The 25,473-nt window shown below is 58.6% G+C and carries 26 protein-coding genes and 1 pseudogene; 10 read left to right on the forward strand and 17 right to left on the reverse strand.

Annotated elements, in window-relative coordinates:
• Positions 1-7 precede the first annotated feature (7 nt).
• Together BM261_RS08560 and BM261_RS08565 are read right to left on the reverse strand one after the other, a co-directional pair.
• Positions 8-415, reverse strand: coding sequence for a bacteriohemerythrin (locus BM261_RS08560; protein ID WP_070455337.1), 408 nt, complete (start codon positions 413-415; stop codon positions 8-10).
• Positions 416-525: 110 nt separating this feature from the next.
• On the reverse strand, positions 526-1,425 hold the full coding sequence (locus BM261_RS08565; RefSeq protein WP_114910533.1) for an NAD(P)H-hydrate dehydratase: 900 nt from the start codon (positions 1,423-1,425) through the stop codon (positions 526-528).
• A gap of 141 nt (positions 1,426-1,566) precedes the next feature.
• On the opposite strand from BM261_RS08565, the gene BM261_RS08570 reads away from it, so the two are divergent.
• The 3 genes from BM261_RS08570 (at position 1,567) to asd (ending at position 4,463) form a co-directional block, all read left to right on the forward strand.
• Positions 1,567-2,490 (forward strand): LysR family transcriptional regulator, encoded by a 924-nt coding sequence (locus BM261_RS08570; protein WP_003772403.1) that lies wholly within the window; start codon positions 1,567-1,569, stop codon positions 2,488-2,490.
• 12 nt (positions 2,491-2,502) lie between these two features.
• Positions 2,503-3,447: an ABC transporter ATP-binding protein gene (locus tag BM261_RS08575; RefSeq protein WP_074897425.1), complete on the forward strand. Its 945-nt coding sequence runs from the start codon at positions 2,503-2,505 to the stop codon at positions 3,445-3,447.
• A gap of 119 nt (positions 3,448-3,566) precedes the next feature.
• Entirely contained in the window at positions 3,567-4,463 is an 897-nt protein-coding gene (gene asd, locus BM261_RS08580) for an archaetidylserine decarboxylase (protein ID WP_074897480.1), read from the forward strand.
• Between the two features lie 92 nt (positions 4,464-4,555).
• Here asd and pyrH read toward each other — a convergent pair whose 3' ends face one another.
• The 7 genes and pseudogenes from pyrH to BM261_RS08615 all read right to left on the reverse strand — a co-directional run bounded on the left by pyrH (position 4,556) and on the right by BM261_RS08615 (position 13,678).
• The gene (gene pyrH / locus BM261_RS08585) at positions 4,556-5,275 is read right to left on the reverse strand and encodes a UMP kinase (RefSeq protein ID WP_074897427.1); all 720 of its coding nucleotides are present in this window, start codon (positions 5,273-5,275) and stop codon (positions 4,556-4,558) included.
• Between the two features lie 151 nt (positions 5,276-5,426).
• Positions 5,427-6,674 (reverse strand): beta-ketoacyl-ACP synthase II, encoded by a 1,248-nt coding sequence (fabF, locus tag BM261_RS08590; protein ID WP_074897429.1) that lies wholly within the window; start codon positions 6,672-6,674, stop codon positions 5,427-5,429.
• A gap of 140 nt (positions 6,675-6,814) precedes the next feature.
• Positions 6,815-7,051, reverse strand: a complete 237-nt coding sequence (acpP, locus tag BM261_RS08595; RefSeq protein ID WP_003772398.1) for an acyl carrier protein — start codon at positions 7,049-7,051, stop codon at positions 6,815-6,817.
• A gap of 245 nt (positions 7,052-7,296) precedes the next feature.
• The gene (locus tag BM261_RS08600) at positions 7,297-9,300 is read right to left on the reverse strand and encodes a prolyl oligopeptidase family serine peptidase (protein ID WP_074897431.1); all 2,004 of its coding nucleotides are present in this window, start codon (positions 9,298-9,300) and stop codon (positions 7,297-7,299) included.
• 101 nt (positions 9,301-9,401) lie between these two features.
• Positions 9,402-10,477, reverse strand: a pseudogene (locus tag BM261_RS13080) (Fic family protein).
• A 140-nt stretch (positions 10,478-10,617) separates the two neighbouring features.
• Complete coding sequence (locus BM261_RS08610) at positions 10,618-12,894, reverse strand: Tex family protein (RefSeq protein ID WP_074897433.1); 2,277 nt, start codon at positions 12,892-12,894, stop codon at positions 10,618-10,620.
• Positions 12,895-12,940: 46 nt separating this feature from the next.
• Positions 12,941-13,678: a hypothetical protein gene (locus tag BM261_RS08615; protein ID WP_074897434.1), complete on the reverse strand. Its 738-nt coding sequence runs from the start codon at positions 13,676-13,678 to the stop codon at positions 12,941-12,943.
• A gap of 132 nt (positions 13,679-13,810) precedes the next feature.
• Between BM261_RS08615 and BM261_RS12685 the strand changes: the two genes are divergently transcribed.
• Positions 13,811-13,948 (forward strand): hypothetical protein, encoded by a 138-nt coding sequence (locus BM261_RS12685; RefSeq protein ID WP_162817035.1) that lies wholly within the window; start codon positions 13,811-13,813, stop codon positions 13,946-13,948.
• 58 nt (positions 13,949-14,006) lie between these two features.
• On the opposite strand, the gene BM261_RS08620 is transcribed toward BM261_RS12685, so the two are convergent.
• The 3 genes from BM261_RS08620 to BM261_RS12080 all read right to left on the reverse strand — a co-directional run bounded on the left by BM261_RS08620 (position 14,007) and on the right by BM261_RS12080 (position 15,902).
• Complete coding sequence (locus BM261_RS08620; protein ID WP_074897436.1) at positions 14,007-14,588, reverse strand: septal ring lytic transglycosylase RlpA family protein; 582 nt, start codon at positions 14,586-14,588, stop codon at positions 14,007-14,009.
• Positions 14,589-14,675: 87 nt separating this feature from the next.
• Positions 14,676-15,140: a tRNA (uridine(34)/cytosine(34)/5-carboxymethylaminomethyluridine(34)-2'-O)-methyltransferase TrmL gene (trmL, locus tag BM261_RS08625; RefSeq protein WP_003772370.1), complete on the reverse strand. Its 465-nt coding sequence runs from the start codon at positions 15,138-15,140 to the stop codon at positions 14,676-14,678.
• A 51-nt stretch (positions 15,141-15,191) separates the two neighbouring features.
• Complete coding sequence (locus BM261_RS12080; protein ID WP_074897485.1) at positions 15,192-15,902, reverse strand: ComF family protein; 711 nt, start codon at positions 15,900-15,902, stop codon at positions 15,192-15,194.
• On the opposite strand from BM261_RS12080, the gene bioH reads away from it, so the two are divergent.
• From bioH to BM261_RS08645, 3 genes are read left to right on the forward strand one after another with little or no spacing between them, the layout of a single operon-like run.
• Positions 15,901-16,641, forward strand: coding sequence for a pimeloyl-ACP methyl ester esterase BioH (gene bioH, locus BM261_RS08635; RefSeq protein ID WP_240317848.1), 741 nt, complete (start codon positions 15,901-15,903; stop codon positions 16,639-16,641). The two genes, BM261_RS12080 and bioH, sit on opposite strands and share 2 nt — an antisense overlap.
• Positions 16,642-16,684: 43 nt before the next feature.
• On the forward strand, positions 16,685-17,650 hold the full coding sequence (locus tag BM261_RS08640; protein ID WP_074897438.1) for a Rieske 2Fe-2S domain-containing protein: 966 nt from the start codon (positions 16,685-16,687) through the stop codon (positions 17,648-17,650).
• 34 nt (positions 17,651-17,684) lie between these two features.
• Positions 17,685-18,530, forward strand: coding sequence for a PHP domain-containing protein (locus BM261_RS08645; protein WP_074897439.1), 846 nt, complete (start codon positions 17,685-17,687; stop codon positions 18,528-18,530).
• Positions 18,531-18,591: 61 nt separating this feature from the next.
• On the opposite strand, the gene lpxB is transcribed toward BM261_RS08645, so the two are convergent.
• Positions 18,592-19,746, reverse strand: a complete 1,155-nt coding sequence (lpxB, locus tag BM261_RS08650) for a lipid-A-disaccharide synthase (protein ID WP_074897441.1) — start codon at positions 19,744-19,746, stop codon at positions 18,592-18,594.
• Positions 19,747-19,883: 137 nt separating this feature from the next.
• A complete protein-coding gene (locus BM261_RS08655) occupies positions 19,884-20,651 on the reverse strand; it encodes a ParA family protein (protein ID WP_003772651.1) in 768 nt (255 codons plus the stop codon).
• A 167-nt stretch (positions 20,652-20,818) separates the two neighbouring features.
• On the opposite strand from BM261_RS08655, the gene BM261_RS08660 reads away from it, so the two are divergent.
• The 3 genes from BM261_RS08660 (at position 20,819) to BM261_RS08670 (ending at position 23,058) form a co-directional block, all read left to right on the forward strand.
• Entirely contained in the window at positions 20,819-21,322 is a 504-nt protein-coding gene (locus BM261_RS08660) for a hypothetical protein (protein ID WP_074897443.1), read from the forward strand.
• Positions 21,323-21,550: 228 nt separating this feature from the next.
• Entirely contained in the window at positions 21,551-22,048 is a 498-nt protein-coding gene (locus BM261_RS08665; RefSeq protein WP_083426674.1) for a CinA family protein, read from the forward strand.
• A gap of 134 nt (positions 22,049-22,182) precedes the next feature.
• Complete coding sequence (locus BM261_RS08670) at positions 22,183-23,058, forward strand: DegV family protein (RefSeq protein ID WP_074897444.1); 876 nt, start codon at positions 22,183-22,185, stop codon at positions 23,056-23,058.
• 107 nt (positions 23,059-23,165) lie between these two features.
• Here BM261_RS08670 and BM261_RS08675 read toward each other — a convergent pair whose 3' ends face one another.
• The 3 genes from BM261_RS08675 to aroE all read right to left on the reverse strand — a co-directional run bounded on the left by BM261_RS08675 (position 23,166) and on the right by aroE (position 25,472).
• Entirely contained in the window at positions 23,166-23,780 is a 615-nt protein-coding gene (locus tag BM261_RS08675) for an HI_0552 family protein (protein WP_074897489.1), read from the reverse strand.
• Between the two features lie 196 nt (positions 23,781-23,976).
• The gene (gene mtgA / locus BM261_RS08680) at positions 23,977-24,660 is read right to left on the reverse strand and encodes a monofunctional biosynthetic peptidoglycan transglycosylase (protein WP_074897446.1); all 684 of its coding nucleotides are present in this window, start codon (positions 24,658-24,660) and stop codon (positions 23,977-23,979) included.
• A gap of 2 nt (positions 24,661-24,662) precedes the next feature.
• The gene (aroE, locus tag BM261_RS08685) at positions 24,663-25,472 is read right to left on the reverse strand and encodes a shikimate dehydrogenase (protein WP_074897448.1); all 810 of its coding nucleotides are present in this window, start codon (positions 25,470-25,472) and stop codon (positions 24,663-24,665) included.
• Position 25,473 lies beyond the last annotated feature (1 nt).

The raw sequence follows: 25,473 nt of genomic DNA on the forward strand, positions 1-25,473 counted from the left end.
AAACAGCTTACAGACCCAGTTTTTCTTTCACATGTTTCACATAGCCGTGGTCGTTGCGGCGGATATGCAGGAACAACCAAGTTTCCAACAAATCCATCATTTCCTGACCGACATCGTCGCCGTTATCGAAACGGCCTTTGAATGTTTTCACTTTATTAACGAAATTTTCATGCACGCGGTGATGGGCATCCAGCAGGGGATATTCTGCCATTTCCAACAAGCTTTCCTCATCGGAGAAGTGCTGTACGGTATATTCAATTAAATGGTCCAAAGCCACGCCCATTCCTTCACGGTCATTTGCAACATGGGCATCATGCATCTCATTGATATACTGAACCAAAATTTTGTGCTGTTCATCCACCTGTTCGATGCCGGTGTCCAAATCGGAAGTCCAATGCAAGAAAGTATCTGCCATTTTTAATTCCCTTCATGTGTCTATAAAAATTGAATTATAGGGTTTTCCGTGTAAAGAACAGACAACATTTGCATAATTAAGTTAGAAATTCACTCAAATTTTGACTTTTATCAAACACTTAGTTGTAATTTATTCTCAATCGTCTGATTGCGCAGCCAGCGGGCAGCCGGCGCGATTTCACCTGCCAGCAAACCGATTTCCCCCGCGCCGGACGCACGCAATACATCCGCCGCCGCACCGTGCAACCATACGCCGCCGCAGGCCGCCTGAAACGGCTCGATTCCCTGCGCCAGCAGGCTGCCGATGATGCCGCTTAACACGTCGCCGCTCCCCGCCGTGGCCAACCCCGCATTGCCGCTCAGGTTTTCATACAACATCCCGTTACCGCCGCACACGAGGGAACGATGCCCCTTCAGCACCACCACGGCACGGAAGCGTTCGGCCAGCCGCCGCACCGCCGTTTCCCGGTCGGACTGCACGACGCTTGTCTCCGTACCGAGCAGGCGCGCGGCTTCAGCCGGATGCGGCGTCAGGACCAACTGCGGATACAGCACGGCTTCGGCGGCCAATGCCTCATCATGCGCCAGCAGATTCAGCGCGTCCGCATCCAGCAGCAACGGCGTATCGGAGGCCGTCTGAAAAACCGCCCGCAGCAACTGCGCCGCCTCCGCAGCGCAACCCAAACCGCACCCGGCCACGCGTGCCGACAAATCCGTCCGTTTAAGCAATGCCGACGCGGTATCCAGCATGATTTCGGGATAGGCGGCAATCAGCGGCATGGGCAAAACAGGCTGATGAAAACCGGCCCACACCTTGCCGCAACCGAGCATCAAGGCGGAAGACGATGCCAATACCACCGCCCCGCTCATACCCGCCGCACCGCCCAACACGGCCAGCGTGCCGAACGTGCCTTTGTGACTGTCAGCCTGTCGCGGGCGGAATATTTGCGGAAACCGTTGTACGGCCTCCTCAAGCGGGAAACCTTCGGGCAATCGGTAAAAAACGTTCATGGCCATACTCCTTTACTTCGGATTTTCCGTTTTCAGACGGCCTTATTGTATGCTTTGTCGCCGTCGGATTTGCACCATCCGCATGAATTATTTTAATATTGGTCTTCTTTTGCCAACTTTGCCAACGGTCGAGGCCGCCCCATGGAATCCATTATCGAACTGCGTCATCTGAAAACCCTTCTGGCGTTGGAGGAAACCGGCAGCGTTTCCCTCGCCGCGCAACGGGTATTCCTGACCCAATCCGCCCTGTCGCACCAAATCCGCACGCTGGAAAACTATTACGAAACCCCCCTGTTCGAACGCAAATCCAACCCGCTGCGCTTCACGCCTGCCGGTGCGCGGCTGTTGAAACTCGCCCGTGATTTGCTGCCCCAGGTGGCCGCGGCCGAACGCGACATGGCGCAGATTATCGAAGGCGAAGCGGGCGAACTGCGGCTGGCGGTGGAATGCCACACCTGCTTCGACTGGCTGATGCCCGCCATGGGCGAATTCCGCCCGTTGTGGCCGCAGGTAGAACTCGACATCGTATCCGGCTTTCAGGCAGACCCCGTCGGCCTGCTGCTGTCCCACCGCGCCGATTTGGCGATTGTGTCCGAAGCCGTACCGCAGGCGGGCATTACCTACCGCCCCCTGTTTGCCTACGGCATGGTCGGCATCTGCGCCCCCGAACACCCGCTGGCAGCCAAAGAAATCTGGCAGGCGGAGGACTTTGCCGGCGAAACCCTGATTACCTACCCCGTTCCCGACGACATGCTCGACCTGCTGCGTAAAATCCTGCTGCCGCGCGGCATCAACCCGCAACGCCGCCACAGCGAGCTGACCATCGCCATCGTACAACTCGTGGCCAGCCGCCGCGGCATCGCCGCCCTGCCGTATTGGACCGTGATGCCGTATCTGGAGAAAGGCTACGTCGTCTCGCGCAAAATCACCGAAAACGGCCTGCAAAGCGAACTGTACGCCGCCATGCGGAGCGAAGACGGCGACACAGGCTACCTGGCCGACTTCTGCCAAATCGTGCGCGACCAAGGTTTCGCCACCCTGCCCGGCCTGAGCATACTGGAATAAGGCCGTCTGAAAATGCTCGAACTGCAAAACATCCGCAAACAATTCAACGGCAAAACCGTTGCCGACGGCATCAACCTCCAAGTCGCGCGCGGCAGCCTGCTCGCCATCCTCGGCCGTTCCGGCTGCGGCAAATCCACCCTGCTCAACATCGCCGCCGGACTGACCGCCCCCGACGGCGGACGCGTCCTACTCAACGGTACGGACATCACCGCCCTGCCGCCCGAAAAACGCCGCATCTCGCTGATGTTCCAAGACTACGCCCTCCTGCCGCACCTGACCGTCCTGCAAAACACCGCTTTCGGCCTCAAAATGCGCGGCACCGCCAAACGGCAGGCGGAAGAGGCCGCCGAAGCCATGTTGGAACAAGTCGGCCTGTCGGGCGAAGGACACCGCCGCCCGGACACCCTTTCCGGCGGCGAACAACAACGCGTCGCCCTGGCCCGCGCACTGGCCGCCGAACCCAAACTGCTGCTGCTGGACGAACCCTTTTCCAGCCTCGACACCGGACTGAGGAGCAGCCTGCGCAACCTGACCCGCGCACAGGCAGGCCGTCTGAACATCCCCGCCGTCCTCGTTACCCACGACCCCGAAGAAGCCTTCCTAATGGCCGACCGAATCGCCCTGATGGCCGACGGCCGCATCATTCAAGAAGGCAGCCCCGACGAACTGGGCGCGCATCCGAACAGCGCGGCGGCGGCCAAACTGCTCGGCTGCCGCAACGTTGGCGACACATTCTACCTGCCGCCCGACGCGCTCTTTCCCGACCCCGCCGGCCCCGCCTGCCCCGTCCTCGCCCTACACCGCCTTCCCGGCGGCACGCGCGCCGAAATCGGCCACCCGCAGTTCGGCCGCATAGAAATGCCCCTGCCGCCCGGCTTCTACGGCGGCGAAATCCGCGTCGGCACAGATACAGCCCGCCTGGTACGCTTTCAAACGCCGCTGGACAAACCGGCATAAATACAGGCCGTCTGAAAACAAACGCCGCATGTTTGAGCCTCACAGAAACCCGCAGCGTTCGTTTTCAGACGGCCTTTTGCTATACTGCCGTTTTTGACACGGAAACAGAAAGCCCCGCCATGTCCTCCCCCCGCCCCTATCCCGCCCCGAGCTACCGCCAACGCCTGCAAATCGCCCTGCACTACCTGCTGCCCCAACTGGCCGTTACCCGTGCCGCAGGCTGGCTGGCCGAACGCCGCTGGGGCGTATTGACCACCTTCATTATCCGCGCCTTTGCCGCCCGCTACCGCATCAACCTCGACGAAGCAGCCCGCAGCAATCCCGCCGATTACGCCAGTTTCAACGAATTCTTCATCCGCCCGCTAAAAGACGGCGCAAGGCCGATAGACGGCGACGGGCAAAACCTCTGCCTGCCTGCCGACGGCCGCGTGAGCGAATGCGGCACCATCGAACACGGACGGCTGTTGCAGGCCAAAGGCCACAGCTTTACCGCCGCCGAACTGCTGGCAGGCGACGAAGGACTGGCCGCACGTTTTTCAGACGGCCTCTTCCTCACCACCTACCTTTCCCCGCGCGACTACCACCGCGTCCACATGCCCTGCGACGGCACTTTGCGCCGCATGATTTATGTGCCGGGCGAACTGTTTTCCGTCAATCCCTTCCTAGCCGAACACGTCCCCAACCTGTTTGCCCGCAACGAACGCCTCATCTGCCTCTTTGATACCGAATTCGGCAGCATGGTGCAGATTTTGGTCGGCGCCACCGTAACCGCCAGCATCAGTACGGTGTGGGCGGGTGTCGTCAATCCGCCGCGCACCGCCGCCGTGCGCCAATGGGACTATCCCGAATCGGGCGACGGTGCGGTCGTCCTGCGCAAAGGCGAAGAAATGGGCGCATTCCGCCTCGGCTCCACCGTCATCAACCTTTTCCCGCACGGCAGCGTCCGCTTAAACGAACGCCTGAAGGCAGGCGTGGAAACGCGGATGGGCGAAACCATGGCGCAACGGCTGTCCTAACCCGCCGCATCGAAATACGGAAAGGCCGTCTGAAAACCGGTTTTCAGGTTTTCAGACGGCCTTTTATACTGTTTCCTATACGACAGACCGCATCAGCAGTGAACCAGCGTACCTTCGTTTTCACCGCAAACCACGCGTTTGAGCGCGCCTTCTTTGGCGATGCCGAACACGACGATGTTGAGCTGGCGTTCGCGGCACAGAGCGAAAGCGGTGGCATCCATGACTTTCAGACGTTTGCTCAAAGCCTCGTCGAAAGTGATGGTTTCATAGCGGACGGCGGACGGGTCTTTTTTCGGGTCGGCAGTGTACACGCCATCGACATTGGTGGCCTTCAGCATCACGTCGCAGTTCATTTCCGCGCCGCGCAGCGAGGCGGCGGTGTCGGTGGTGAAGAAGGGGTTGCCGGTGCCGCCGGCGAAAATCACGACTTTGCCCTCTTTCAGATACTGGATGGCTTTCGGACGGGCGTAGGTTTCGGCAATCTGCTGCATGGGCAGTGCGGATTGGACGCGGGCTTTCACGCCGGCGGATTCGAATGCGTCTTTCAAGGCCAAGGCATTCATGACGGTGGCCATCATGCCCATATAGTCGGCCGTCGCACGGTCCATGTTGTCGGCCTGCGAGGAAACGCCGCGGAAGATGTTGCCGCCGCCGATGACGATGCCGACCTGTACGCCGAGTTCGACGATTTCTTTTACCTGGCCGACAATCTGCATGATGGTTTCGCGGTTGATACCGAAGGCATCATTGCCCATCAGGGCTTCGCCGGACAGTTTCAACAGGATTCGTTTGTATTTGGTTTGCGGGGTCATGTGGGATTCCTTTCGGCTGGGAGGACGTGGATAAACGGCGCGCATTATACGCGCTAAACCCCGGCTTTATAAACTGGTAAAGGCCGTCTGAAAGCAGGCTTTACACGATAAAGCAGCTTTCAGACGGCCTATTGTCATCCCGACGGAACGTTTAGCCGGAGAATTTCTTGAACACCAGCGTGCCGTTGGTGCCGCCGAAGCCGAAGGAGTTGGAGATGGCAACGTCGATTTTCGCGTCGCGCGCTTCGTTGGCGCAGTAGTCCAAATCGCAGCCTGCTTCGATGTCTTGTTCGAAGATGTTGATGGTCGGCGGGGATTTTTGATTGTGTACCGCCAACACGCTGTACACTGCTTCCACGCCGCCCGCCGCGCCGAGCAGGTGGCCGGTCATGGATTTGGTGGAATTGACGATGACTTTGCGGGCATGGTCGCCCAGCGCGCGCTTGATCGCTTTGGTTTCGTTGGCATCTCCCAGCGGGGTGGACGTGCCGTGTGCGTTGACGTAATCGACGTCTTCGGGATTCAGTCCGGCATCTTTCAGTGCGCGGGTAACCGCCAATGCAGGGCCTTCTTCGTTCGGAGCGGTGATGTGGTAGGCATCGGAACTCATGCCGAAGCCGACGATTTCGGCGTAAATTTTCGCGCCGCGTTTTTTGGCGTGTTCCAATTCTTCCAACACCAGCACGCCCGCGCCTTCGCCGATAACGAAGCCGTCGCGGCCTTTGTCCCACGGACGGGAAGCGGTGGCGGGGTCGTCGTTGCGGGTGGAAAGGGCTTTCATCGCAGCAAAGCCGCCCACGCCCAAGGTGCTGATCGCGCCTTCGGCACCGCCGGCAATCATCACGTCCGCATCGCCGTATTTAATCAGTCGGGCTGAATCACCGATGGAGTGCGCACCGGTGGTACAGGCGGAAACCATGCCGTAGCTGGGGCCGCGGTAGCCTTTGAGGATGGTTACGTGACCGGAAATCAGGTTAATCAGCGAACCGGGAATAAAGAAGGGGTTGATTCTGCGCGCGCCGCCTTCGAGTACGGTTTTCCCGGTAGCTTCGATGCTGGGCAGGCCGCCGATGCCCGAGCCGATGTTCACGCCGACACGGTCTTTGTCGAGGTTTTCCGCGGCGTCCAAGCCGGAATCGCTGATGGCCTGCAGCGCGGCGGCGATGCCGTAGTGGATGAACACGTCCATGCGGCGGGCTTCTTTGCCGCTGATGTATTGGCCGATGTCGAAATCGCGCACTTCGCCGGCGATTTGGCTGTTGATGTCGGATGCGTCGAAACGGGTGATGAGGCCGATGCCGCTTTTGCCGGACAATAGGTTATTCCAAGCGGTTTGTACGTCGTTGCCGACCGGAGAAACTTGTCCGAGGCCGGTGATGACTACTCTTCTCTGACTCATAGTCTGCTCGCTGTAAAACGGGATTCGGAAACCGGAACGCGCTTGCGGGGGCGGTTTGTTCCGAGCCGCTGTTAATGAGAAACGACCCCTGTGTGCAGGCAAGCCCGCGCGCAGAGGCCGGAATAGGGCAAAGGCCGTGCTTAACCTTGGTGAGCGTTCACGTAGTCGATGGCCAATTGAACGGTAGTGATTTTTTCGGCTTCTTCGTCAGGGATTTCGCAACCGAAGGCTTCTTCCAAAGCCATAACCAGTTCTACGGTATCCAGAGAGTCTGCGCCCAGGTCGTCTTGGAAGGAAGATTCGTTTTTCACGTCGGCTTCGCTGACACCCAGTTGCTCGGCAACGATTTTCTTCACTTGTTGTTCAATGTTTGACATATTCTTTCGTCCTTAATTTAAAGCCTTGCGGCGGTGGTTAATGTGAAAACTCAAAACGGGCGCATTGTACCCGATTGATTTAGAGTTTTCCATCTAATGATGTGTTTGCCTTTCAGACGGCCTTCGGAGGCGGCCGCCGCAGGTGCGAAACGCGGGCATATTAGCATAGGCCGGATTTTGCCGACAAGGGCGTTTTCCGCTGTTTTTTCCAAGGTTTATTCTGCACCGCTGCTGTGCGCACCCTATTACTTGCACACGGTCTCGTTTAAAAACCGCAATACCAGTGCCAATTCTTCCGCCGCTTCTTCCTGTGTGCCGTTGCCGGTATGGCCGCCACAATCGGGGGCGTAGAGCCAGGATTTAGGCGAGATGCCGCGCAGTTTGGCGTAAAACTTCAAGGCGTGGGCGGGGTGTACCCGGTCGTCGGACAGGTTGGTGGTGATGAGTGCGGGCGGGTGGTTTAGGCCGGCTGAAAGGTTGTGGTAGGGGGAAAGCCTTTCCAGGTGCGGGCGCATTTCGGCGTCGTTCGGATCGCCGTATTCCTCTATCCAGCTTGCACCGGCGGAGAGTTGCGTATAAGCCAGCATGTCGGTCAGGGGGACTTCGCACACAAGCGCGCCGATGGCATGTGGTTCGCGCACGAAGGCGGACGCGGTTATCAGTCCGCCGTTGCTGCCGCCCTGTATGGCGATGTGCGGCGGGGAACTCAGGCCGCGTTCGGCCAAGTCGCGCACGACGGCCAGCAGGTCGTCCACGCTGCGGTGTTTGTGTTCGCGCTGGGCGGCGGTGTGCCATCCTTTGTATTCGCCGCCGCCGCGTATGTTGGCCAAGACGAAGGCGTTGCCTTGCGCCAGCCAATGGCGGCCGATGTTGCCCAGATAGTGCGGCAGTTCGGCCACGTCGAAGCCGCCGTAGGCGTAAACAAGCGCAGGGGTGTCGGCGCCGCTGTTTTTGCCGACGTGGAAATACGGTATTTGCGTGCCGTCTGCCGAACGCGCCCAAAGTTGCCGTACGGCGATGCCGTCTGCGTCGAATTGTTTGGGCTGGCGGCGCAGGACACTCAGTTCGTTTACCTGCAAGTCGAGTGCGTACAGGGTCAGCGGGGTGGTGAAGTCGCTTGCGGCGATGTAGAGTAGGTCGCCGCCCCACGGCTGGTCGGTCAGTTCCAGCGCGCCTTGCGGCAGTTCGGGCAGGGTTTGTTCCTGCCATGTTTTGCCCGTCCATTTCCATGCTTTCAGACGGCCTTTGACATTGTCGAGCAGGGAAACGGCGATAAAGCGTTTGGTGGTTTCCACGCTTTCTACCGCCTGCGCGTCGTCGGGTGCGAGCAGCAAGGCGGCCTCGCCCAGTTCGCCTTTGTTGAGTTTGACCGCCACAAGCGCGCCGGCGGGGTAGCTTTTATTGGCACGGTGCCACGGCTGCACGAGTTTGATCAGGAGTTGTCCGGCGATATAGCCGGCGATTTCGCAATCGGTCGGCAGTTTGAGTGCGGCGGTGCGGCCGTCTGAAAAGACTTGGTAATAGGTTTTGGTGAAAAAGCCGGCGGCGGCTTCGATTAAATCGACGGGCGAACCGAGTCCGTCCAGATAACGCCAGGCCTGCACCATCACGCCGTCTTCTTCCATGCGGAAAACCGGCAGGCCGTCTGAAAATTCCTGACCGCGCCGCAACAGCCACACTTCGCGCGGATAACCCGACGCGGTGAGCTGGCGTTCGTCCCACGCGGGGCAGACCCAGACGCTGTCCGCGTCGCGCCAGGCGATGTGGTTTTTGCCTGCGGGAAAATGAAAGCCGCCTTCGACGATGCGGCGGTTGGCCAAATCGAATTCGACGGTATATGCCGCGTCACCGCCTGCCGCACTCAGCGTCAGCAGGACTTGCAGGGGCTGTTCGACATAGTGCGACACGCCGTCCAAATACACGTCGTCGCCCAGAATTTCATCGAAATCGGCCACGGAAAACAGGATTTCCCAATCGGGCATCCCCGCACGGTAAGACGCGGCCGAGCAGACGCGGTACACGCCTTTGGGAAATTCCTCGCTTTGATGGAAATGGTACATGCGGGCGCGGTGTTCCTGACAAAAAGGAATCTGCCTCTCATCCTGCAACTGGGCGAAAATATCGTCCCGCAGGGCGGAAAATTCGGCCGAGCCGGCAAACTGCGCCAGTGTTTCGGCATGCGCTTCAGCGGCGAAGCGGCGGGTTTCGGGGTCGTTTAAATCATGAAAGCGGGCGTAAGGGTCGTGCATGGTGGAAGGCCGTCTGAAAAAAAGCGGGATTATAGCGGCAAATGTTTGTCCGGTCGGATTGGAGGCCGTCTGACAACGGTTTTCAGACGGCCTCGATAGCCTTAACGGGTTGTTTCCTGCGGCAGCAGAATATCCATCAGCGCGATATTGATATAGTAGTTGCTCCTGCCTATCTTTTCTTTATGCAGGAATCCGCCTTCAGTCAGTTCGTCCAGGTATTTGGCGGCACTGGGGCGGGAAACGTTCAGCGTTTTCATCAGGAAATCGATTTTTGTGTAGGGATGGTTGAACAGGTGGTTAATCAGATCTTGGCTGTAGAAGCTGAAGTTTTGCCTGATGCGGTGTTTGTAGTCCAGCATCGCCTGATGGATGTGCTGCACGGTATCGATGCCGTCCTTGGCGGTTTGTTCCACGGCTTCCAGCATATACAGCAGCCAACCTTCCCATTCACCCGTATCACGCACGTGTTGCAGCAGGCGGTAATATTCGCTTTTGTTCCGCACCAGATAGCGGCTGAGGTATAAAACGGGAATCTCCAGTAATCCGGTTAAAACCAGATACAGCACATTGATAATCCTCCCTGTCCTGCCGTTGCCGTCGTAAAACGGGTGAATGCTTTCAAACTGGTGGTGGAGCAGTGCCATGCGGATCAGCGGGTCGATTGGTTTTTCCGTGTTGTCGTCGTTGATAAATGCTTCTAATTTGCGCATCAGGCGAATGATGTCGTCCGTATGCTGCGGCGGCGTATAGACGATTTCGCCGGTACGGTCGTTTTTCAGCATCGTTCCCGACTGTTTGCGGAATCCGACACGGTTCTTTCCAACTCGGCCTGTATTGTCAAAATATGATTGTTGGTCAGCATTCCGTGTTCTTGGATAAGGTCGAAGCCGCAATGCAGTGCTGAAGCATAATTCTGCACTTCTTTGATGGCAGGACTAGACGGGCTTGCCGATATTCCTGCGCGGAACAGTTCGTCATGGGTGGTAATGATGTTTTCGATTTCGGAACTGTCTTTGGCTTCCTGCAAAGACAGCGTGTTAATCAAAATGCCTTGGTTGGGAATACTGCGGCAGATACCTTTTAATTCAGCCAGATAACGATGGGCGGAAGCCAGTTTTTTCAAGACGGCGACAGTTTCGAAATCTATTTCGGGAGGGAATTGTTCGATCGAGTACATTTTAGGGGTTCGGTTAAATGATAAAAAAATCCCGTTTTTTTGCTATATCGCTTCGATATGATAAAAAAACGGGATTTTTTTACAAGTCGTTTTTAATATATTGTTTTAACAAATTATTTTAAGTCACTCTTCAGGTAGCCCTATCTTTTCAACTTCGCCAACGCATCCGCCATCGCCGAATTTGCAGGCTGCTTTTCGCGCTGCGGCTGGCCGGAACGGTTGTTTGCGCCGCGTTTTTCGGTTTCAGGTAGCCTTTTGCCGCGTTTTTCCGCGCCTGCTTCGTCATCCAAGCGCATGGTGAGCGCGATGCGTTTTCTGGCGGCATCGACTTCCAGCACTTTCACTTTCACCACGTCGCCGGCTTTCACGACTTCGCGCGGGTCTTGGACGAAACGATTAGACAGGGCGGAGATGTGTACCAAGCCGTCCTGATGGACGCCGATGTCCACGAATGCGCCGAAGTTGGCGACGTTGGAGACCACGCCTTCGAGTATCATGCCAACTTGCAAGTCGCTGATTTCGTGAATGCCTTCGGCGAAGGAGGCCGTCTGAAATTCGCCGCGCGGGTCGCGGCCGGGTTTTTCCAGCTCGGACAGGATGTCTAAAATAGTCGGCAGACCGAAGCGTTCGTCGGTGAAGTCGGACGCTTTGATTTGCTTCACGCGCTCGCGGTTGCCGATGAGTTCGGCGGCGGTAATGCCTTGTTGCGCCAGCATTTTGGCGACGACGGGATAGGCTTCGGGGTGGACGGCACTCGCGTCCAGCGGCTCTTTGCCGCCGTTAATCCGCAAAAAGCCCGCCGCCTGCTCGAAGGTTTTTTCACCCAAGCGCGGTACTTTCAGCAATTTTTTGCGGCTGTCGAACGCGCCGTTTTCATCGCGGTAGGCGACGATGTTTTGGGCAAGGGTTTGATTCAAACCGGAAATCCGCGCTAAGAGCGGGGCGGAGGCGGTGTTCACGTCCACGCCGACGGCGTTCACGCAGTCTTCGACCACCGCGTCCAGCGATTTGGCGAGCTGGCTTTGGTTTACGTCGTGCTGATACTGGCCGACGCCGATGGATTTGGGGTCGATTTTCACCAATTCGGCGAGCGGGTCTTGCAGCCTGCGGGCGATGGACACCGCGCCGCGCAGGGAAACGTCCAAGTCGGGGAACTCGCGCGCCGCCAGTTCGGACGCGGAATAAATCGACGCGCCGGCTTCGGAAACGACGATTTTGTGCAGCCCCATTTCCGGCATTCCGCGCACCAGTTCGCCCGCGATTTTGTCGGTTTCGCGGCTGGCGGTGCCATTGCCGATGGCGATGAGCTTCACGCCGTGCTGTTTAATCAGGCGCGACAGCGTTGCCAACATATTGTTTTCTTGGTGCAAATAGACGATGACCGTATCCAGCAGCTTGCCCGTGTCGTCCACCACGGCGCATTTCACGCCGTTGCGGTAGCCGGGGTCGAGACCCAAAGTGGTCAGCCGTCCGGCAGGCGCGGCGAGCAGCAAGTCTTTGAGATTGCGGGCAAACACGGTAATCGCGTCGGTATCGGCGGCTTCTTTCAGACGACCTAAGGCTTCAAGTTCCAGCGACAAAAAGATTTTTGCGCGCCAAGTCAGGCGCACGGTGTCGCGCAGCCATTTGTGGCCGTCTGAAACCTTGAAACGGCGGGCGATGATTTGCTCGTATTCGCTTTGCTGCGTAATCGGCGTGTCGTCGGGCTGGTATTTGAGCGCGATGTTCAACACGCCTTCGTTGCGGCCGCGCAAAACCGCCAGCGCGCGGTGGCTGGGCATGGCGCGAATAGGTTCGCGGTGGTCGAAATAATCGCTGAATTTTTCGCCTTCGGTTTCTTTGCCTTCAACGACTTGCGCGTGGATTTCGGCTTCGTTCCACAGCTTGTCGCGCAGCGTGCCGATGAGTTCCGCGTCTTCGGCAAACTGCTCCATCAGAATCGCGCGCGCGCCGTCCAATGCGGCTTTGGCGTCGGGGACGTTTTCGTTCAGGTAGCCTTGCGCGGCGGCTTCCACGTCCTGCGGCTGCTCGGCAAGCAACACGTCCGCCAGCGGCTGCAAACCGTGTTCGCGCGCGATTTGCGCTTTGGTGCGGCGTTTGGGCTTGTAGGGCAGATACAGATCTTCCAGCGCGGTTTTGTTGTCGGCGGCTTCGATTTGCGCCCTGAGGTCGTCTGAAAGCTTGCCTTGCTCTTCAATGCTTTTTAAAACAACGGCTTTGCGCTCTTCCAACTCGCGCAGGTATTGCAACCGCTCGGCAAGCTGGCGCAGTTGCGTATCGTCCAGCCCGCCCGTGGCTTCCTTGCGGTAGCGGGCGATAAACGGCACGGTTGCGCCGTCGTCCAAAAGCTCGACGGCGGCGGTGATTTGGGCGGCGGTGGCGGAGAGTTCTTGAGAGAGGATTTGAGTGATGTTCATGGGGGTCCTTTTGATGGGTGCAGGCTGCTTTTGGGGCTGCCTGAAATTAAGGGTTTTCTGTTTTTTCAAAATAGCCCAGATAGCCAATTGAAGGTGGCAAATCCATATTTTCCAATTCTAGAGGATTGATGCTCCACAAACCCGCCAGCTGCGCGGGCGTTTCTTCATCTTGCGCGGCTATCCATTTTTCAAATACTTCGTCTTGTTCAAATTCTTCTTCGGATTCGACAGATACGATGTTTAAGGATTTTTCGGCGGCGGTTTGCCCGCCGAAGTTTTCCAAGATACAGCTGTCGGAAGTTTCAAAACGCCGTATCCATTTTCCATCCTCCGCTTTTGCCCATGCCAGATAATCCGTTACACGGTAAGAACCGAAATATTGAACTTCTTTGAATTGGTCTAATAACGGCTTTGTCAGCATATTGAACAGGCGTTCCGGATGGAGGCACGGCAGCGCCAAATGACTGACAACGAACACCCAGCCGCGAATGCAGGGCGATACGAAAACGGGCTGCAGGCTGCTTTGATAGTCCGCCGCTTCCATGATTTGAAAACTGCTTTGCCAGTTGGCCGGCTGTATATTCTGCAACGGCAGCTTTTCCAATACGGCTTCGGGCGAATCGGATTTGACCGCCAGCCAATTGGTTTTGAAACCGAATGACAGAGGCCGGTCGGGCTGTGTGTGGATTTCGGGCATCGCGGTTTGGTTTGCAGCTTGGCTTTCGGTTTGGCTTGATGACGCAAAACCCAATTTATTCAGCAATCCGGACAAAAAATTTTGCATGGTGCTTTTCCTTTCAAGGCAATATTTTTCAGATACTTCATGAAGTAATTTGAGGCAGGAATCGTCTGAAAAAACAAAGGCGGATTATGCCACATCGTGATATGGCTTTCAGGCCGTCTGAAGGTAAACCGGATGGCAGGCAAAGGTTTTACCGGGCGTTTCCGCCTTGCATGGCGATTGCCTGCATTTTTGATGGTGATGCGTAAAGAAGGTTTGTGCAGGATGTTTGCCATGTTTTTGAGCATGTATTTGGAAGAAAAGGCCGTCTGAAATATTTTTCAGACGGCCTCTGTTGTTTGAATTCTGTTTGTTGTCAGACGGAATCGGCTTAGATTTCGGTCTGCGTTTTCGGTTTTACGTTGGTAACGATACCGTCTCGGCGGTTTTGCTGTTTCTGCCCTTTGCCGTTGGGAAGGATTTGTTCGACCTTTACGTTGGCCGTGCCGGTGTGGATAAAGCCGAGTTCTTTGGCGGCGGCTTTAGACAAATCCATCACGCGGTTGCCGTGGAAGGGGCCGCGGTCGTTGATGCGGACGACGACGCTTTTGCCGTTGGAGAGGTTGGTTACGCGCGCATAGCTGGGGATGGGCAGCGTGCGGTGGGCGGCGGAGAGGGTGTTCATGTCGAAGCGTTCGCCGCTGGAGGTTTTTTTGCCGTGGAAGCCGGGGCCGTACCATGAGGCCTTGCCGGTCTGGCTGAAACTTTCGATTTTTTTGGTCGGCTGGTATCGTTTGCCGGCTACTTTGTAGCTGAGGTTGGCTGTTTTGTGCAGCGGCTCGGTTTTAACGACCACGTCCGGCTGAGCAGTGGCGGCGGCTTGAGCCGAAGTGTCTGCGGCGGGAGAGGCGCAGGCGCTGAGTGAGAAGGCGGCAACCAGGCCGACGAATAAGTTTGGTTTGGTTTGAATCAAAACTAAATCCTGTTCCGGAGTTGATAAGGTTGGCGGCTGCAAATTCCTTTACGGCCTGTTTTTCAGACGGCCTGTCTGTATGGCAGCTTATAGGCCGTCTGAAAAACCATTTTGCCGCCACGCTTCGAAAACGACGACGGCCACGGTGTTCGACAGATTCATGCTTCTGCTGCCCGCTTTCATCGGCAGGCGGATTTTTTGCCCCGCCGGAAGGCTGTCGAGGATTTCGGCAGGCAGGCCGCGGGTTTCCGGACCGAACAGGAAAACGTCGCCTGGCCGGAATGATACTTGGTCGGGACGTGTGCTGCCCTTGGTGGTCAGCGCGAAAATGCGGCGGCCGGAAAGGGCGGACAGGCAGTCGGCGAAGTTTTCATGCACGGTCAGGCTGGCGAATTCGTGATAGTCCAGCCCGGCGCGTTTCATTTTGCTCGAATCGAGCGGGAAACCGAGCGGTTTGACCAGGTGCAAATCCGCACCGGTATTGGCGCACAGCCGGATGATGTTGCCCGTATTGGGCGGGATTTCCGGCTGGTATAAAACGACAGTAAACATAAAATCAGTCACTTAAAACGGGAGGCACTATGCCCCTATGCGGCGCGGCCGTCAAGATTTTTGCATTTTGGCCTGGGCCAGCGTCCAGCAGTATAGGTTTCCAGCCCCCGCCCGCTTTAGCATTCGGGAAAGTTCGGCCAATGTTGCGTTTGTGGTCGCAACGTCGTCGATTAACAGCAAATTGCGTTTTTTAACATCGCCCGCCACGCGGAACAACCCTGCCACATTTTTCTTCCGTCGCGCATACGGCAGTGTGCTTTGCGGCGGGGCAGGCCGTCTGAAAACCGTGTCTTCGGGCAGCAGGGGCAGGCCGTATCGGGCAGACAGCAGTCGGGCGAGTTCGCCGCATTGGTTGAAGCCTCGTTCCACCAACCTCTCGCGGCTCAGCGGTACGGCGAGGATGCCGTCTATACCGGCATCGTGCAGCCAGGGCGGCGGCAGGGCGGCCATCAGTTCCGCCAACAAACGCTTCAAGGCTATCTGCCGCAGGTGTTTGAATTCGTGCAACAGGCCGCTGACGGGTGGTTCGTAATGCAGCGACGACCATAGTTTTTCAAACGGCGGCGATTTGCGCTGACAGCCGCCGCAGGGGGAAATGCCGTCGCCGATGCCGCCGCAGCGCGGGCAGCTTTGGCTGCCGGCAACGGCCGAACAGCACAAATCGTCCAGGCAGTCGCGGCATATGCCCCCTGAAGCCGAAGCGTGGCATAATAAGCAGCATTCCGGCACACACAAATGCAACCATCGGGAAAAGATATTCATGAACAAGCATCTTCCTCATTCTGTTTACCTGATACACGGCTGGGCGGCAAACGGCCACGTATTCGCAGACCTTTGCCCGCTGTTGCCGACAAATTGGCAGGTACGCGCGCCCGATTTGCCCGGACACGGTGCCGCACCTTTGAACGGCGCGTTCGACATCATGGCCGCCGCCGACACTTTGGCAGCCGAAATGCCCGACAACAGCGATATCGTCGGCTGGTCGCTCGGCGGGCTGGTGGCACTCTACATCGCCATTCGCCATCCGCACAAAGTCCGCCGCCTGTGCCTGACCTCGTCGTTTGCCAAATTCCTCGCCACCACCGACTACCCGCAAGGGCTGAACCGGTCGGCCTTGGACAAAATGATTGCCCTGTTCGAACAGGACTACCCGAAATATATGCGCCAGTTTCTGCAACTGCAACTGCTGAACACGCCGGACGGCGAGGAAATCATCGCCTCCGTCCTGCCCGACATGGTCAAAAACGGCACGCCTGCCGCCCTGCAAAGCGCGCTTGACGCACTCGCACTTGCCGACGCACGCCCCTTCCTGCGCCAAATCCGCCAGCCCGTCTTGCTGGTTTACGGCGGGAAAGACAGCATCACTCCGCCGCGCATGGGCGAATACCTGGAACAACACCTGCCGTTTGCCGAATTGCAGATTATCGAAAAAGCGGCACACGCCCCCTTCCTCAGCCATGCCGCCGAATTTTCCGGCCTATTGAAACGCTTCTTCGGCTGAATATTTTTCAGACGGCCTGACAACCCCCCATCATCCGAACCATATGAACGACCACGACCCGACAGAACACCTTTGGCACCACTGGCCGCAGGCATGGTATCCCGTCGCCCGCGTATCCGGCTTTGCACCCGGAAAAGTACACAACGGCCACCTGTGCGGCCGCGAATGGGTGCTTTACCGCGGAGAAGACGGCGTTTTCCGCGCCACGGACGCATTCTGCCCCCACATGGGCGCACACCTGAAAAGCGCACGCGTAGACGGCTGCTCCCTGGAATGCGGCCTGCACGGCTGCCTGGTAGACCCCGCGCAACAAACCGACACCGAACTGCCGCCCATCGGCAAAGGCTGCCGCATCGGCGCACAGGCCTGGCACTGCATCGAACGCTTCGGACTGGTCTGGCTGCACCCGCCGACCGCCGAACCCCCTCCCCCGCCGTTTGACGGCAACGGCCATCACTGGCTGACCGCAGGCCCGCGCCGCATCTGCGCCGACTGGCGCGCCATGATCTGCAACGGCTTCGACCTCTCGCACATGGCGATGGTGCACCAGCGCACCGTAGACGGAGAACCACAGTTCGAACCCTTGCCCGAAGGCGGCCTCAAAATGACCTACCGCACCCGCATCCTGCCCAAAGGCGGCTTTTCCAGCTGGCTGATGCAGCGGCTGTCGGGCGGGCATATCGACTTAATCCACACCTGCATCGGCAGCAGCATCATGGTGCAAAGCCGCGTCGGCCGTTTCCGCACGACGGGCGTTTTCGCCCTCCTGCCCGAAAACCCCACCGGACACCCTCCCGAACAACGCAGCACGCAGGCCTTTGCCGCCATCGGCATCCCGCACGGCGCACCCCTGCACCGCCTACAACTTTGGATTGCCCGCTTCCTCTACCTGGCCTTCCTGAAAAAAGACTTCGTCGTCGTCGAACACATGCGCCTGAAACTCGACGGTGCGGACGACATCGGCGTCAAACAAGTCGCCGCCTACCAAAGCAGCCTAAAAAGCATGTGAGGCCGTCTGAAAAACCGCCTTACCCCCAACAAACATGATAGACCTCCACTGCCACTCCACCGTCTCCGACGGCGCACTCACCCCGGCCGAAGTCGTCCGCCTCGCCCACGCCAACGGCTGCACCCTGCTCGCCCTGACCGACCACGACCACACCGGCGGTTTGACCGAAGCCCGTGCCGAAGCCGAAACCCTCGGCATCCGTTTTATCAACGGCGTGGAAATCTCCGTTACCTGGCGCAAACGCACCATCCACATCGTCGGCCTCGACTTCGACGAACACCACACCCCGCTGCAAAACCTACTGTCCGAAGTCCGAAAAGGCCGTCTGAAAAGACTCGAGGCCATTGCCGCCAAGCTCGAAAAAAAAGGCATCTTCGGCGCATACGAAGGCGCATTGGAACGGGCGGCCAATCCTGAAATGGTCAGCCGCACCCACATCGCCTCCTTCCTGCTCGACAACGGCCATGTCCGCAACAAACAGCAAGCCTTCACCAAATACCTCGGCGAAGGCAAACCCTGCTCCGTCCCCCACCAATGGGCCGAATTGGCCGACTGCGTGGGTGCAATAAACGGAGCGGGCGGCATCGCGGTCATCGCCCACCCCATGCGCTACAACCTGTCCGCCACCGCCAAGCGCAACCTGTTCGACGAATTCAAAGCCCTGGGCGGGCGCGCCATCGAAGTACACAGCGGCAACAGCAACGCCAACGACCGCCACAACTACGCCCTGCTGGCGGAACGCCACGGCCTGCTGGCCGGCGCGGGCAGCGATTTCCACCGCCCCGGCGACTACGGCGGCGGCATCCTAGGCGCATGCCCCGCCCTGCCCGACCGCTGCCGCCCCGTATGGCATGCCTTCCGCACACCTTATGACAGCTGAAGCAATCAAATTCAAAAAGGCCGTCTGAAAAAAACAAAACTGCTTTTCAGACGGCCTTCCTTTATAAAGCCCCTGCCTCTTCGAGTACGTTTTGGGCGGCGAGTTCGGCCGTGTCGCGCCGCAGCATGTGGTGCAGTTCGTGAAAATCGCGCTGCAGGGCGGCACACTCTTCGGGCGATTCGTACCATTTGATCAGCGCGTCGGCCAGCAGTTGCGGTTTGGCGCGGCTTTGCAGCAGTTCGGGCACGGCCTCGCGCCCCAGCAGGATGTTGGGCAGGCCGACGTGCGGCACTTTGATTTTCCGCTTCACATAGGCGTAGGTCAGCGGGGAGATTTTGTAGCTGATGACCATCGGGCGTTTGCACAGGGCGACTTCGAGGGTGGCGGTGCCGCTGGTGACCAATACGGCGTCGGCGGCGGTGCAGGCCAGGTCGGCATGGGCGGTCATCAGTTGTATGGGCAGGTGTTTGAACCGTTCTTCGGCCAGCAGGGCGGTCAGGCGGTTGCGTGTGGCATGGGTGGCGACGGGCAGCAGGAAGCGGGCGGCGGGGTAGCGTTGCAGTATGAGTTTGGCCGTCTGAAAAAATATCGGCGCCATGTAGTCGATTTCGCTGACGCGGCTGCCGGGCAGCAGGGCGAATACAGGGGTGTCGCCGTCAAGTTTCATTCTCTGCCGGGCGACGGCACGGTCGGCTTCCAGCGGCATGGTTTGCGCCATCGGGTGGCCGACGAATTCCGCCCGCCCGCCCGCGTCGCGGTAGAGCTGCGGTTCCATCGGAAAGAGGCAGAGGACGCGGTTGGCCTGGCGGACGATTTTATTGACGCGCCCACGCCGCCATGCCCAAACAGAGGGGCTGACGTAGTGTACGGTGGGGATGCCCGACTGTTTGAGCTTTTCTTCGACGTGGAGGTTGAAGTCGGGCGCGTCGATGCCGACGAATACGTCCGGCCGCTCGGCGCGCATTTTTTCAATCAGGCCTTTGCGGATGGAGAGGATTTCGGGCAGGCGTTTGATGACTTCGGCAAACCCGCGCACGGCGAGTTTTTCCTGTTCGTAGAGGCTTTCGAAACCGAGCGCGGTCATGCGCGGGCCGCCGATACCGGTGAAACGGGCGTTCGGACAGCGGGCGCGGATGGCTTCCATCAGGTGCGCGCCGAGCAGGTCGCCCGAGGCTTCGCCCGCGCACAGGGCGATGAGGGGGGAGGTTTTGTTCATGTGTTCGGAGGATGTGTTTTTGTTTGACTGTCTGAATGGCGGCGTACCGCCCGAATGCGGTTGAGGCCGTCTGAAAGCGCGGTTTTGGTCAAACCGATGTGTTATTCGTGCTTTCAGACGGCCTTTTATTCAGGCTTTCAAGCCAGCCGCCGCTGTAGTTCCGCCGCCAGTTCGCGGTAGGCCTGCGTGCCTTTGGCTTTGGCATCGTACACCAGCGCGGGCATGCCGTGGCTGGGTGCCTCGGCCAGCCGCACGTTGCGCGGGATGGTGGTGGCGAAGAGTTTGCTGCCGAAGTGCTGTTGCAATTGTTCGCCGACTTCCGCCGCCAGACGGCTGCGGCTGTCGAACATGGTGCGGACGATGCCTGTCAGGTCGAGCTTGGGGTTGATGGCCTGACGGATTTTGCGGACGGTAGCCACCAGGTCGGAAATGCCTTCGAGCGCGTAGTATTCGCACACCATGGGCACGATCACGCCGTCGGCAGCCACCAGCCCGTTCAGGGTCAGCAGGGTCAGCGTGGGCGGGCAGTCGATGAGGATGAAGTCGTAATCGTCCGCCACTTCGGCCAACGCGTTTTTCAGCCGCATTTCGCGGGCGATTTCCTGCACCAGTTCGACTTCCGCCCCGGCCAGCGCGCGGTTGGCGGCCAAGACGTGATAGCCGCCGCTGCCGCCGGTATCGACCGCCGTTTTCACGTCGGCCTCGCCCAGCAAGACATGGTAGACACCGTGCCGGATGGCGGTTTTGTCCACACCGCTGCCCGTGGTGGCGTTGCCCTGCGGGTCGAGGTCTACCACCAAAACGCGGCGGCCGTCGGCGGCCAGCGAGGCCGCAAGGTTGACGGCGGTGGTGGTTTTGCCTACGCCGCCTTTTTGGTTGGCAATGGCGATAATATGTGCGCTCATGGTTTGGTCGGCCCGTTTGTGTTTCGAAACGGCGGATTGTACCGTTATTTGCCGCCGCCCGAAACAGACCGCGCAAGGCCGTCTGAAAGACGGTTTCAGACGGCCTGCCGTTTCTTTATAATGACGCGGCTTGATATCCGCACCCATATCCCCGAAAGGAAAACCCCATGAAGAAATACCTGCCGGTTTTGCTGCTTGCCGCCCTGTCCGCCTGCGGCGGCCAGCCTGCCGAAAATGTCGAACAGCCGCCGAAACCCGAATTTACCGTCAAATTCCTCGATATTTCGGTGCTGGTGCCGAAGCTGCCTTTGGGTGAACCGAAAATCAGCGAGGGGCAGGACGGCGAAAAAACCTACCGCTATCCGATTAACGGCCTGCCGGAAGACAATTTTGTCGAAATCAGCGGCAAATTCCCGGAAAACATGCATGCGGTTAACGGCCGGTGTATGGAAGACCCGGCTGCCGGTTGGGCGCAAGGCAGCGTCTGCCGCGACCTGTTCGACAAACTGACCGCCGCCGTAACCGCCAAGCCCGACATTATCGGCAACTACCTGCTCAGCCACGGCGGTTTGCAGCCCGTGTCGGAACAACGCACTTACGGCGCGGTTCAAGACGGACGTTTCGTGTTCGACGTAGACCGCAAAGGCATGTTCTCGCTGCGCCGCCGCTAAACGGCTTGAGGCCGTCTGAAACCTGTTTTCAGACGGCCTTTCCATCACGGCAAGCCCTTGCCTAAACCCAACCGCCCGCCGAACGGCGGACAACCGTCCCGAAAACAGGCAAACATCCGACCCCGCACGCGGCCAAGCCCTTCACCGGCACACAGGCCGTCTGAAAGCACCCGACCCGCATAGCCGAACGCCGTTCCGGCACAATAAAAACACCACGAGGCTGAAACCATGATGCCAAACCAAACACCCGACTCCGTCCTCCATCTGCTGACCGCCCGCCTCGCCGCCCGAGGTCTTACCGTCAGTTGCGCCGAATCCTGCACCGGCGGCCTGCTGGCGGCGGAATTCACCCGCCTGCCCGGCAGCTCCGCCTGGTTTGAAACAGGCTTCGTTACTTATAGCAACGAAGCGAAACAACGTCTGTTGGGCGTTTCCGCCGACAGCCTGCGGCAATACGGCGCAGTCAGCGAAGCCGTGGTGCACGAAATGGCGGCGGGGGCACGGCAGGCGGCGGATGCCGACTACGCCCTCAGCATTTCGGGCATCGCCGGCCCGGACGGCGGCAGCCCCGAAAAACCCGTCGGCACCGTCTGCTTCGGCCTTGCCGACCGTCAAACCACCTATGCCCGCACCGCCCGCTTCAACGGCAACCGCGACGAAATACGGCGGCAGGCCGTCGATTTCGCCCTCGCGTTCCTCAACGAAACCCTGTCATCTGCACAATAAGCAGGCAGAAATGTGATATTCATATTTATTTCGAAAATTTAACGGTTTACACCCGATTTTATACTAGACTTTCCCCACACAATCCCTTACCATCCGCCCTCTTTTTTCAGTATCACACACCACCACACACAACCATGCTCGATAATTACCGGCTGCCGGCCCGTTGCGCCGTCGTAGCCACGTCTACAAGTTCCCTTGACGAAATCGCATCGGATGACGACCTGCTCTACATCCTGCGCCTGAACATCCATATGGACGGCATCGTCTATTCAGACGGCCTCGACCTGCACCCCGATGCCTTCTACCTCTGGCAGGTCGAAACGCCCGACGACGCGGCCACCACTTCGCCGCCGGCGGAAAAAACCATCAGAAGGCAGTTTGCCGAACTGCGCGACCTCGGCTACCGCGAAGTCATCGTAACCACCTTGAGCGGCAAAATCAGCGGCGCGGCCGACATCATCCGCAAAGTGGCGGTGGAAATGGCGCGCGAAATCACCGTTTACGTCGTCGATACCGGCACGGCCTGCATGCCCGAAGGCCATTTCGCGCTCGAAGCGCTGAAACTGCTGCACCTGGGCTTTGCCCCCGCCGACGTCGTGGCGCACCTCGAACGATTGAAGCCCACCGCCGAAATCATATTCAGCGTGCACAACACACGCCAACTGCGCCGCCAAAGCCACCTGAATCCGACCGAGAAATTCTTTGCCGGACTGCTGGACCTGAAGCCCGTCCTGCGTTTCCGCGACGGCGAATTTTCACGGCTGGATGTCGGCAGAAAGACCGAAAACACCTTGGATGCCTTGGTCGATGCCGTCAAAAAGCAGACTCACGGCAAACACGTCCGCGCCTACGGCCTCTACGGCGGCAACCGCGACCTTTACGAGCAGTTGGCGCAAAAGCTGAAAGACAAAACCGGCTTGAAAATGACCGGCTTTCCGATTTCGCCCGTTATCGGCGCGCACCTCGGCCCCGATGCCGTCGGTGTCGGCTGGGTGGAAGAATTGATGTGATTCCCGCCTGTCCGGCACCATCGTAGCAGCCGGCACTGTTCCCTCATCGTCAAAAGGCCGTCTGAAAATATATTTTCAGACGGCCTCCATCTTTCCGGCATCTTTATTTAATCATCGAAACAGGCTTCATACAGCGGCAGCAGCGCGCGCACCGTATCCGCAATCCAGGCCGCGCTGTCGGTTTTGCCCAAATCGGCGCGTTCGATATGGCGGCCGATGCAGAAGAAATCGTCTTTGCCGTCCAACACGGGCACGCCGCTTTGCGCCACGGTCGGATAATCGGCATATTCGTCGTCCGCACCGTGCCAAATATCGAAAGCCGCATAACGTTCGGTTTCCAAAACATCCAGCCAGCGGTTGTACTGCGGCAGGGCGATGGGCGAAACATCGGCCTTGTAGCAATGCCAGTCCAGGCTGACGGTCAGCCGGCGGCGGTTGAGCAACACCGACAAAATCGCCGCCGCATCGCTGTATTGCGCGTATTTGAAATAGGCGAAAAAATGCGCCCGCACCTGCCAGCCGTTGCACCAGCGTTCGATGTGCGGCGGGGCGAACGGCGCACCCAAATCTTCCGCCACCTGCCGAATCAAGGCCTGCCAATCCTGCCACGCCGCCTTGTAGTCGGCTTTGATTTGCGGAATCGACTCCGGCTGGTATTTTTTCAACTGGGAAAACTGGTAAAACGGGATGTCGAACAGTTCGCTGTGTTTCGGCGTCAGCATGATGCCTGCTCCTTTTGCGGTGAATTGAAACGGCCAATATCCGATTGCCGTCATCGGCTTGCGGCAGCCCTGCATATTTCCGGCAACCCAAATCCGGATTCCCGCCTGCGCGGGAATAGCGGTACGGCCTTACTATATCCTGTATCGGTTCTGCGGCGGGAAGGCCGTCTGAAAACGGCTTTCAGACGGCCTCTTCCTATTCTTCCGGCAGTTCAGCCGAACCCATGCGTTTCAAAATGATGTTGGTTTTGGCGCGCAGGCGTTTGCTGTTCGGGTTGTCGGCGTAGAACAACGGGGCGGGAACGCGGGCGGCCAGGGCGGCGGCCTGTTGTTTGCTCAGGGTGGCGGCGGGTTTGCGGTAAAAACGCTGCGAGGCGGCTTCCGCACCGAATACGCCGTAATCCCATTCGATAACGTTGAGGTAGAGTTCGAAGATGCGGTCTTTGTCGGTGGTGGCTTCGAGCATGGCGGTGATGGCGGCTTCCTCGCCTTTGCGGATGTAGCTCTGCCATTCGTTGAGGAACAGGTTTTTGGCAAGCTGCTGGCTGATGGTCGAGCCGCCACCTTTGATACGGCCGCTTTGTTCGTTGCGGCGCATGGCGTTGCGTATGCCGTTCCAGTCGAAACCGTCGTGTTCGGCAAAGGCCGCGTCTTCCGAGGCAATCAGTGCCTTTTTCAGATTGACGGAGATGCGGTTGTAGGGAACCCAGCGGTAGTCCAAAGCCACTTCCCGCCCTTCACTGCGGAGTTCGTTCATCCGCATAGTCATAAACGCGCTGTGGTGCGGGGCGACGGCGCGATAGGTCAATATGCTGCCGTAAACATAGGCGTTAAACAGGATGAAGGCGGCAAAAGGTAATGCAATCAACCATTTCAACATTTTCAGACGGCCTCTCTCAATGTTTTGATAACGGGTTCGACATCGGGCGAAAACCCGCGCCACAGACGGTAGGATTCGGCGGCCTGACCGACCAGCATGCCCAAGCCGTCTGAAACCCTGTCCGCGCCGTTTCGGCGTGCCAGACGCATAAAGGCGGTCGGCTCGCGGCCGTAAACCATATCGTAGGCCAGTTCGCAATGTTCGAAAACGGCGGGGGATACATCGGGGGCTTGCCCGTTCAAGCCGCCCGACGTGCCGTTGATGACGATGTCGAAGCCTTCCGCCGCGTCTGCCAAAGCGCAAGACAACACGCCGAATTGTTCCGCCAACTCATGCGCTTTGGACGGCGTGCGGTTGGCAACGGTAACGGCGGCGGGTTCTTGCGCCAGCAACGGCTGCAGCACGCCGCGCACCGCGCCGCCCGCACCCAACACCAAAATCCGTTTGCCGCGCAGGGAAACGTTTTGACGGGCGATGTCCCGCACCAAACCGACGCCGTCGGTGTTGTCGGCTTTCAGACGGCCGTCTGAAAGCCGTATCAGCGTATTGGCCGCACCTGCCGCTGCGGCGCGTTCGGACAACTCGTCCGCCAACGCGAAGGCTTCGGTTTTAAACGGCAGGGTAACATTCGCCCCCGCGCCGCCCGAAGCAAAAAACGCCCGCACCGCCGGCGCGAAGCCGCCGATGTCGGCCAGACGGCGGCCGTATTCGATTTCCACCCCTTCCTGAGCGGCAAACAGCTGGTGGATTTCGGGCGATCTGCTGTGGGCAATCGGATTGCCGAACACGGCGTATTGCGAAACGGATGTCATG

Source organism: Neisseria elongata subsp. elongata, from assembly GCF_900113545.1.
Classification (GTDB): Bacteria; Pseudomonadota; Gammaproteobacteria; order Burkholderiales; family Neisseriaceae; genus Neisseria; species Neisseria elongata.

Excerpts from the sequence above, each read along its gene's own strand:
- BM261_RS08600 (WP_074897431.1), bottom strand. The coding sequence starts at position 9,300 with ATGCACGACCCTTACGCCCGCTTTCATGATTTAAACGACCCCGAAACC.
- asd (WP_074897480.1), top strand. The coding sequence starts at position 3,567 with ATGTCCTCCCCCCGCCCCTATCCCGCCCCGAGCTACCGCCAACGCCTG.
- BM261_RS08675 (WP_074897489.1), bottom strand. The coding sequence starts at position 23,780 with ATGCTGACGCCGAAACACAGCGAACTGTTCGACATCCCGTTTTACCAG.
- lpxB (WP_074897441.1), bottom strand. The coding sequence starts at position 19,746 with ATGAACAAAACCTCCCCCCTCATCGCCCTGTGCGCGGGCGAAGCCTCG.
- BM261_RS12685 (WP_162817035.1), top strand. The coding sequence starts at position 13,811 with ATGGCAGGCAAAGGTTTTACCGGGCGTTTCCGCCTTGCATGGCGATTG.
- BM261_RS08575 (WP_074897425.1), top strand. The coding sequence starts at position 2,503 with ATGCTCGAACTGCAAAACATCCGCAAACAATTCAACGGCAAAACCGTT.
- BM261_RS08615 (WP_074897434.1), bottom strand. The coding sequence starts at position 13,678 with ATGCAAAATTTTTTGTCCGGATTGCTGAATAAATTGGGTTTTGCGTCA.
- BM261_RS08670 (WP_074897444.1), top strand. The coding sequence starts at position 22,183 with ATGCTCGATAATTACCGGCTGCCGGCCCGTTGCGCCGTCGTAGCCACG.
- BM261_RS08560 (WP_070455337.1), bottom strand. The coding sequence starts at position 415 with ATGGCAGATACTTTCTTGCATTGGACTTCCGATTTGGACACCGGCATC.
- aroE (WP_074897448.1), bottom strand. The coding sequence starts at position 25,472 with ATGACATCCGTTTCGCAATACGCCGTGTTCGGCAATCCGATTGCCCAC.
- BM261_RS08565 (WP_114910533.1), bottom strand. The coding sequence starts at position 1,425 with ATGAACGTTTTTTACCGATTGCCCGAAGGTTTCCCGCTTGAGGAGGCC.
- bioH (WP_240317848.1), top strand. The coding sequence starts at position 15,901 with ATGAACAAGCATCTTCCTCATTCTGTTTACCTGATACACGGCTGGGCG.
- BM261_RS08655 (WP_003772651.1), bottom strand. The coding sequence starts at position 20,651 with ATGAGCGCACATATTATCGCCATTGCCAACCAAAAAGGCGGCGTAGGC.
- BM261_RS08610 (WP_074897433.1), bottom strand. The coding sequence starts at position 12,894 with ATGAACATCACTCAAATCCTCTCTCAAGAACTCTCCGCCACCGCCGCC.
- pyrH (WP_074897427.1), bottom strand. The coding sequence starts at position 5,275 with ATGACCCCGCAAACCAAATACAAACGAATCCTGTTGAAACTGTCCGGC.
- BM261_RS08570 (WP_003772403.1), top strand. The coding sequence starts at position 1,567 with ATGGAATCCATTATCGAACTGCGTCATCTGAAAACCCTTCTGGCGTTG.
- BM261_RS08645 (WP_074897439.1), top strand. The coding sequence starts at position 17,685 with ATGATAGACCTCCACTGCCACTCCACCGTCTCCGACGGCGCACTCACC.
- acpP (WP_003772398.1), bottom strand. The coding sequence starts at position 7,051 with ATGTCAAACATTGAACAACAAGTGAAGAAAATCGTTGCCGAGCAACTG.
- BM261_RS12080 (WP_074897485.1), bottom strand. The coding sequence starts at position 15,902 with ATGAATATCTTTTCCCGATGGTTGCATTTGTGTGTGCCGGAATGCTGC.
- BM261_RS08665 (WP_083426674.1), top strand. The coding sequence starts at position 21,551 with ATGATGCCAAACCAAACACCCGACTCCGTCCTCCATCTGCTGACCGCC.
- BM261_RS08640 (WP_074897438.1), top strand. The coding sequence starts at position 16,685 with ATGAACGACCACGACCCGACAGAACACCTTTGGCACCACTGGCCGCAG.
- trmL (WP_003772370.1), bottom strand. The coding sequence starts at position 15,140 with ATGTTTACTGTCGTTTTATACCAGCCGGAAATCCCGCCCAATACGGGC.
- mtgA (WP_074897446.1), bottom strand. The coding sequence starts at position 24,660 with ATGTTGAAATGGTTGATTGCATTACCTTTTGCCGCCTTCATCCTGTTT.
- fabF (WP_074897429.1), bottom strand. The coding sequence starts at position 6,674 with ATGAGTCAGAGAAGAGTAGTCATCACCGGCCTCGGACAAGTTTCTCCG.
- BM261_RS08660 (WP_074897443.1), top strand. The coding sequence starts at position 20,819 with ATGAAGAAATACCTGCCGGTTTTGCTGCTTGCCGCCCTGTCCGCCTGC.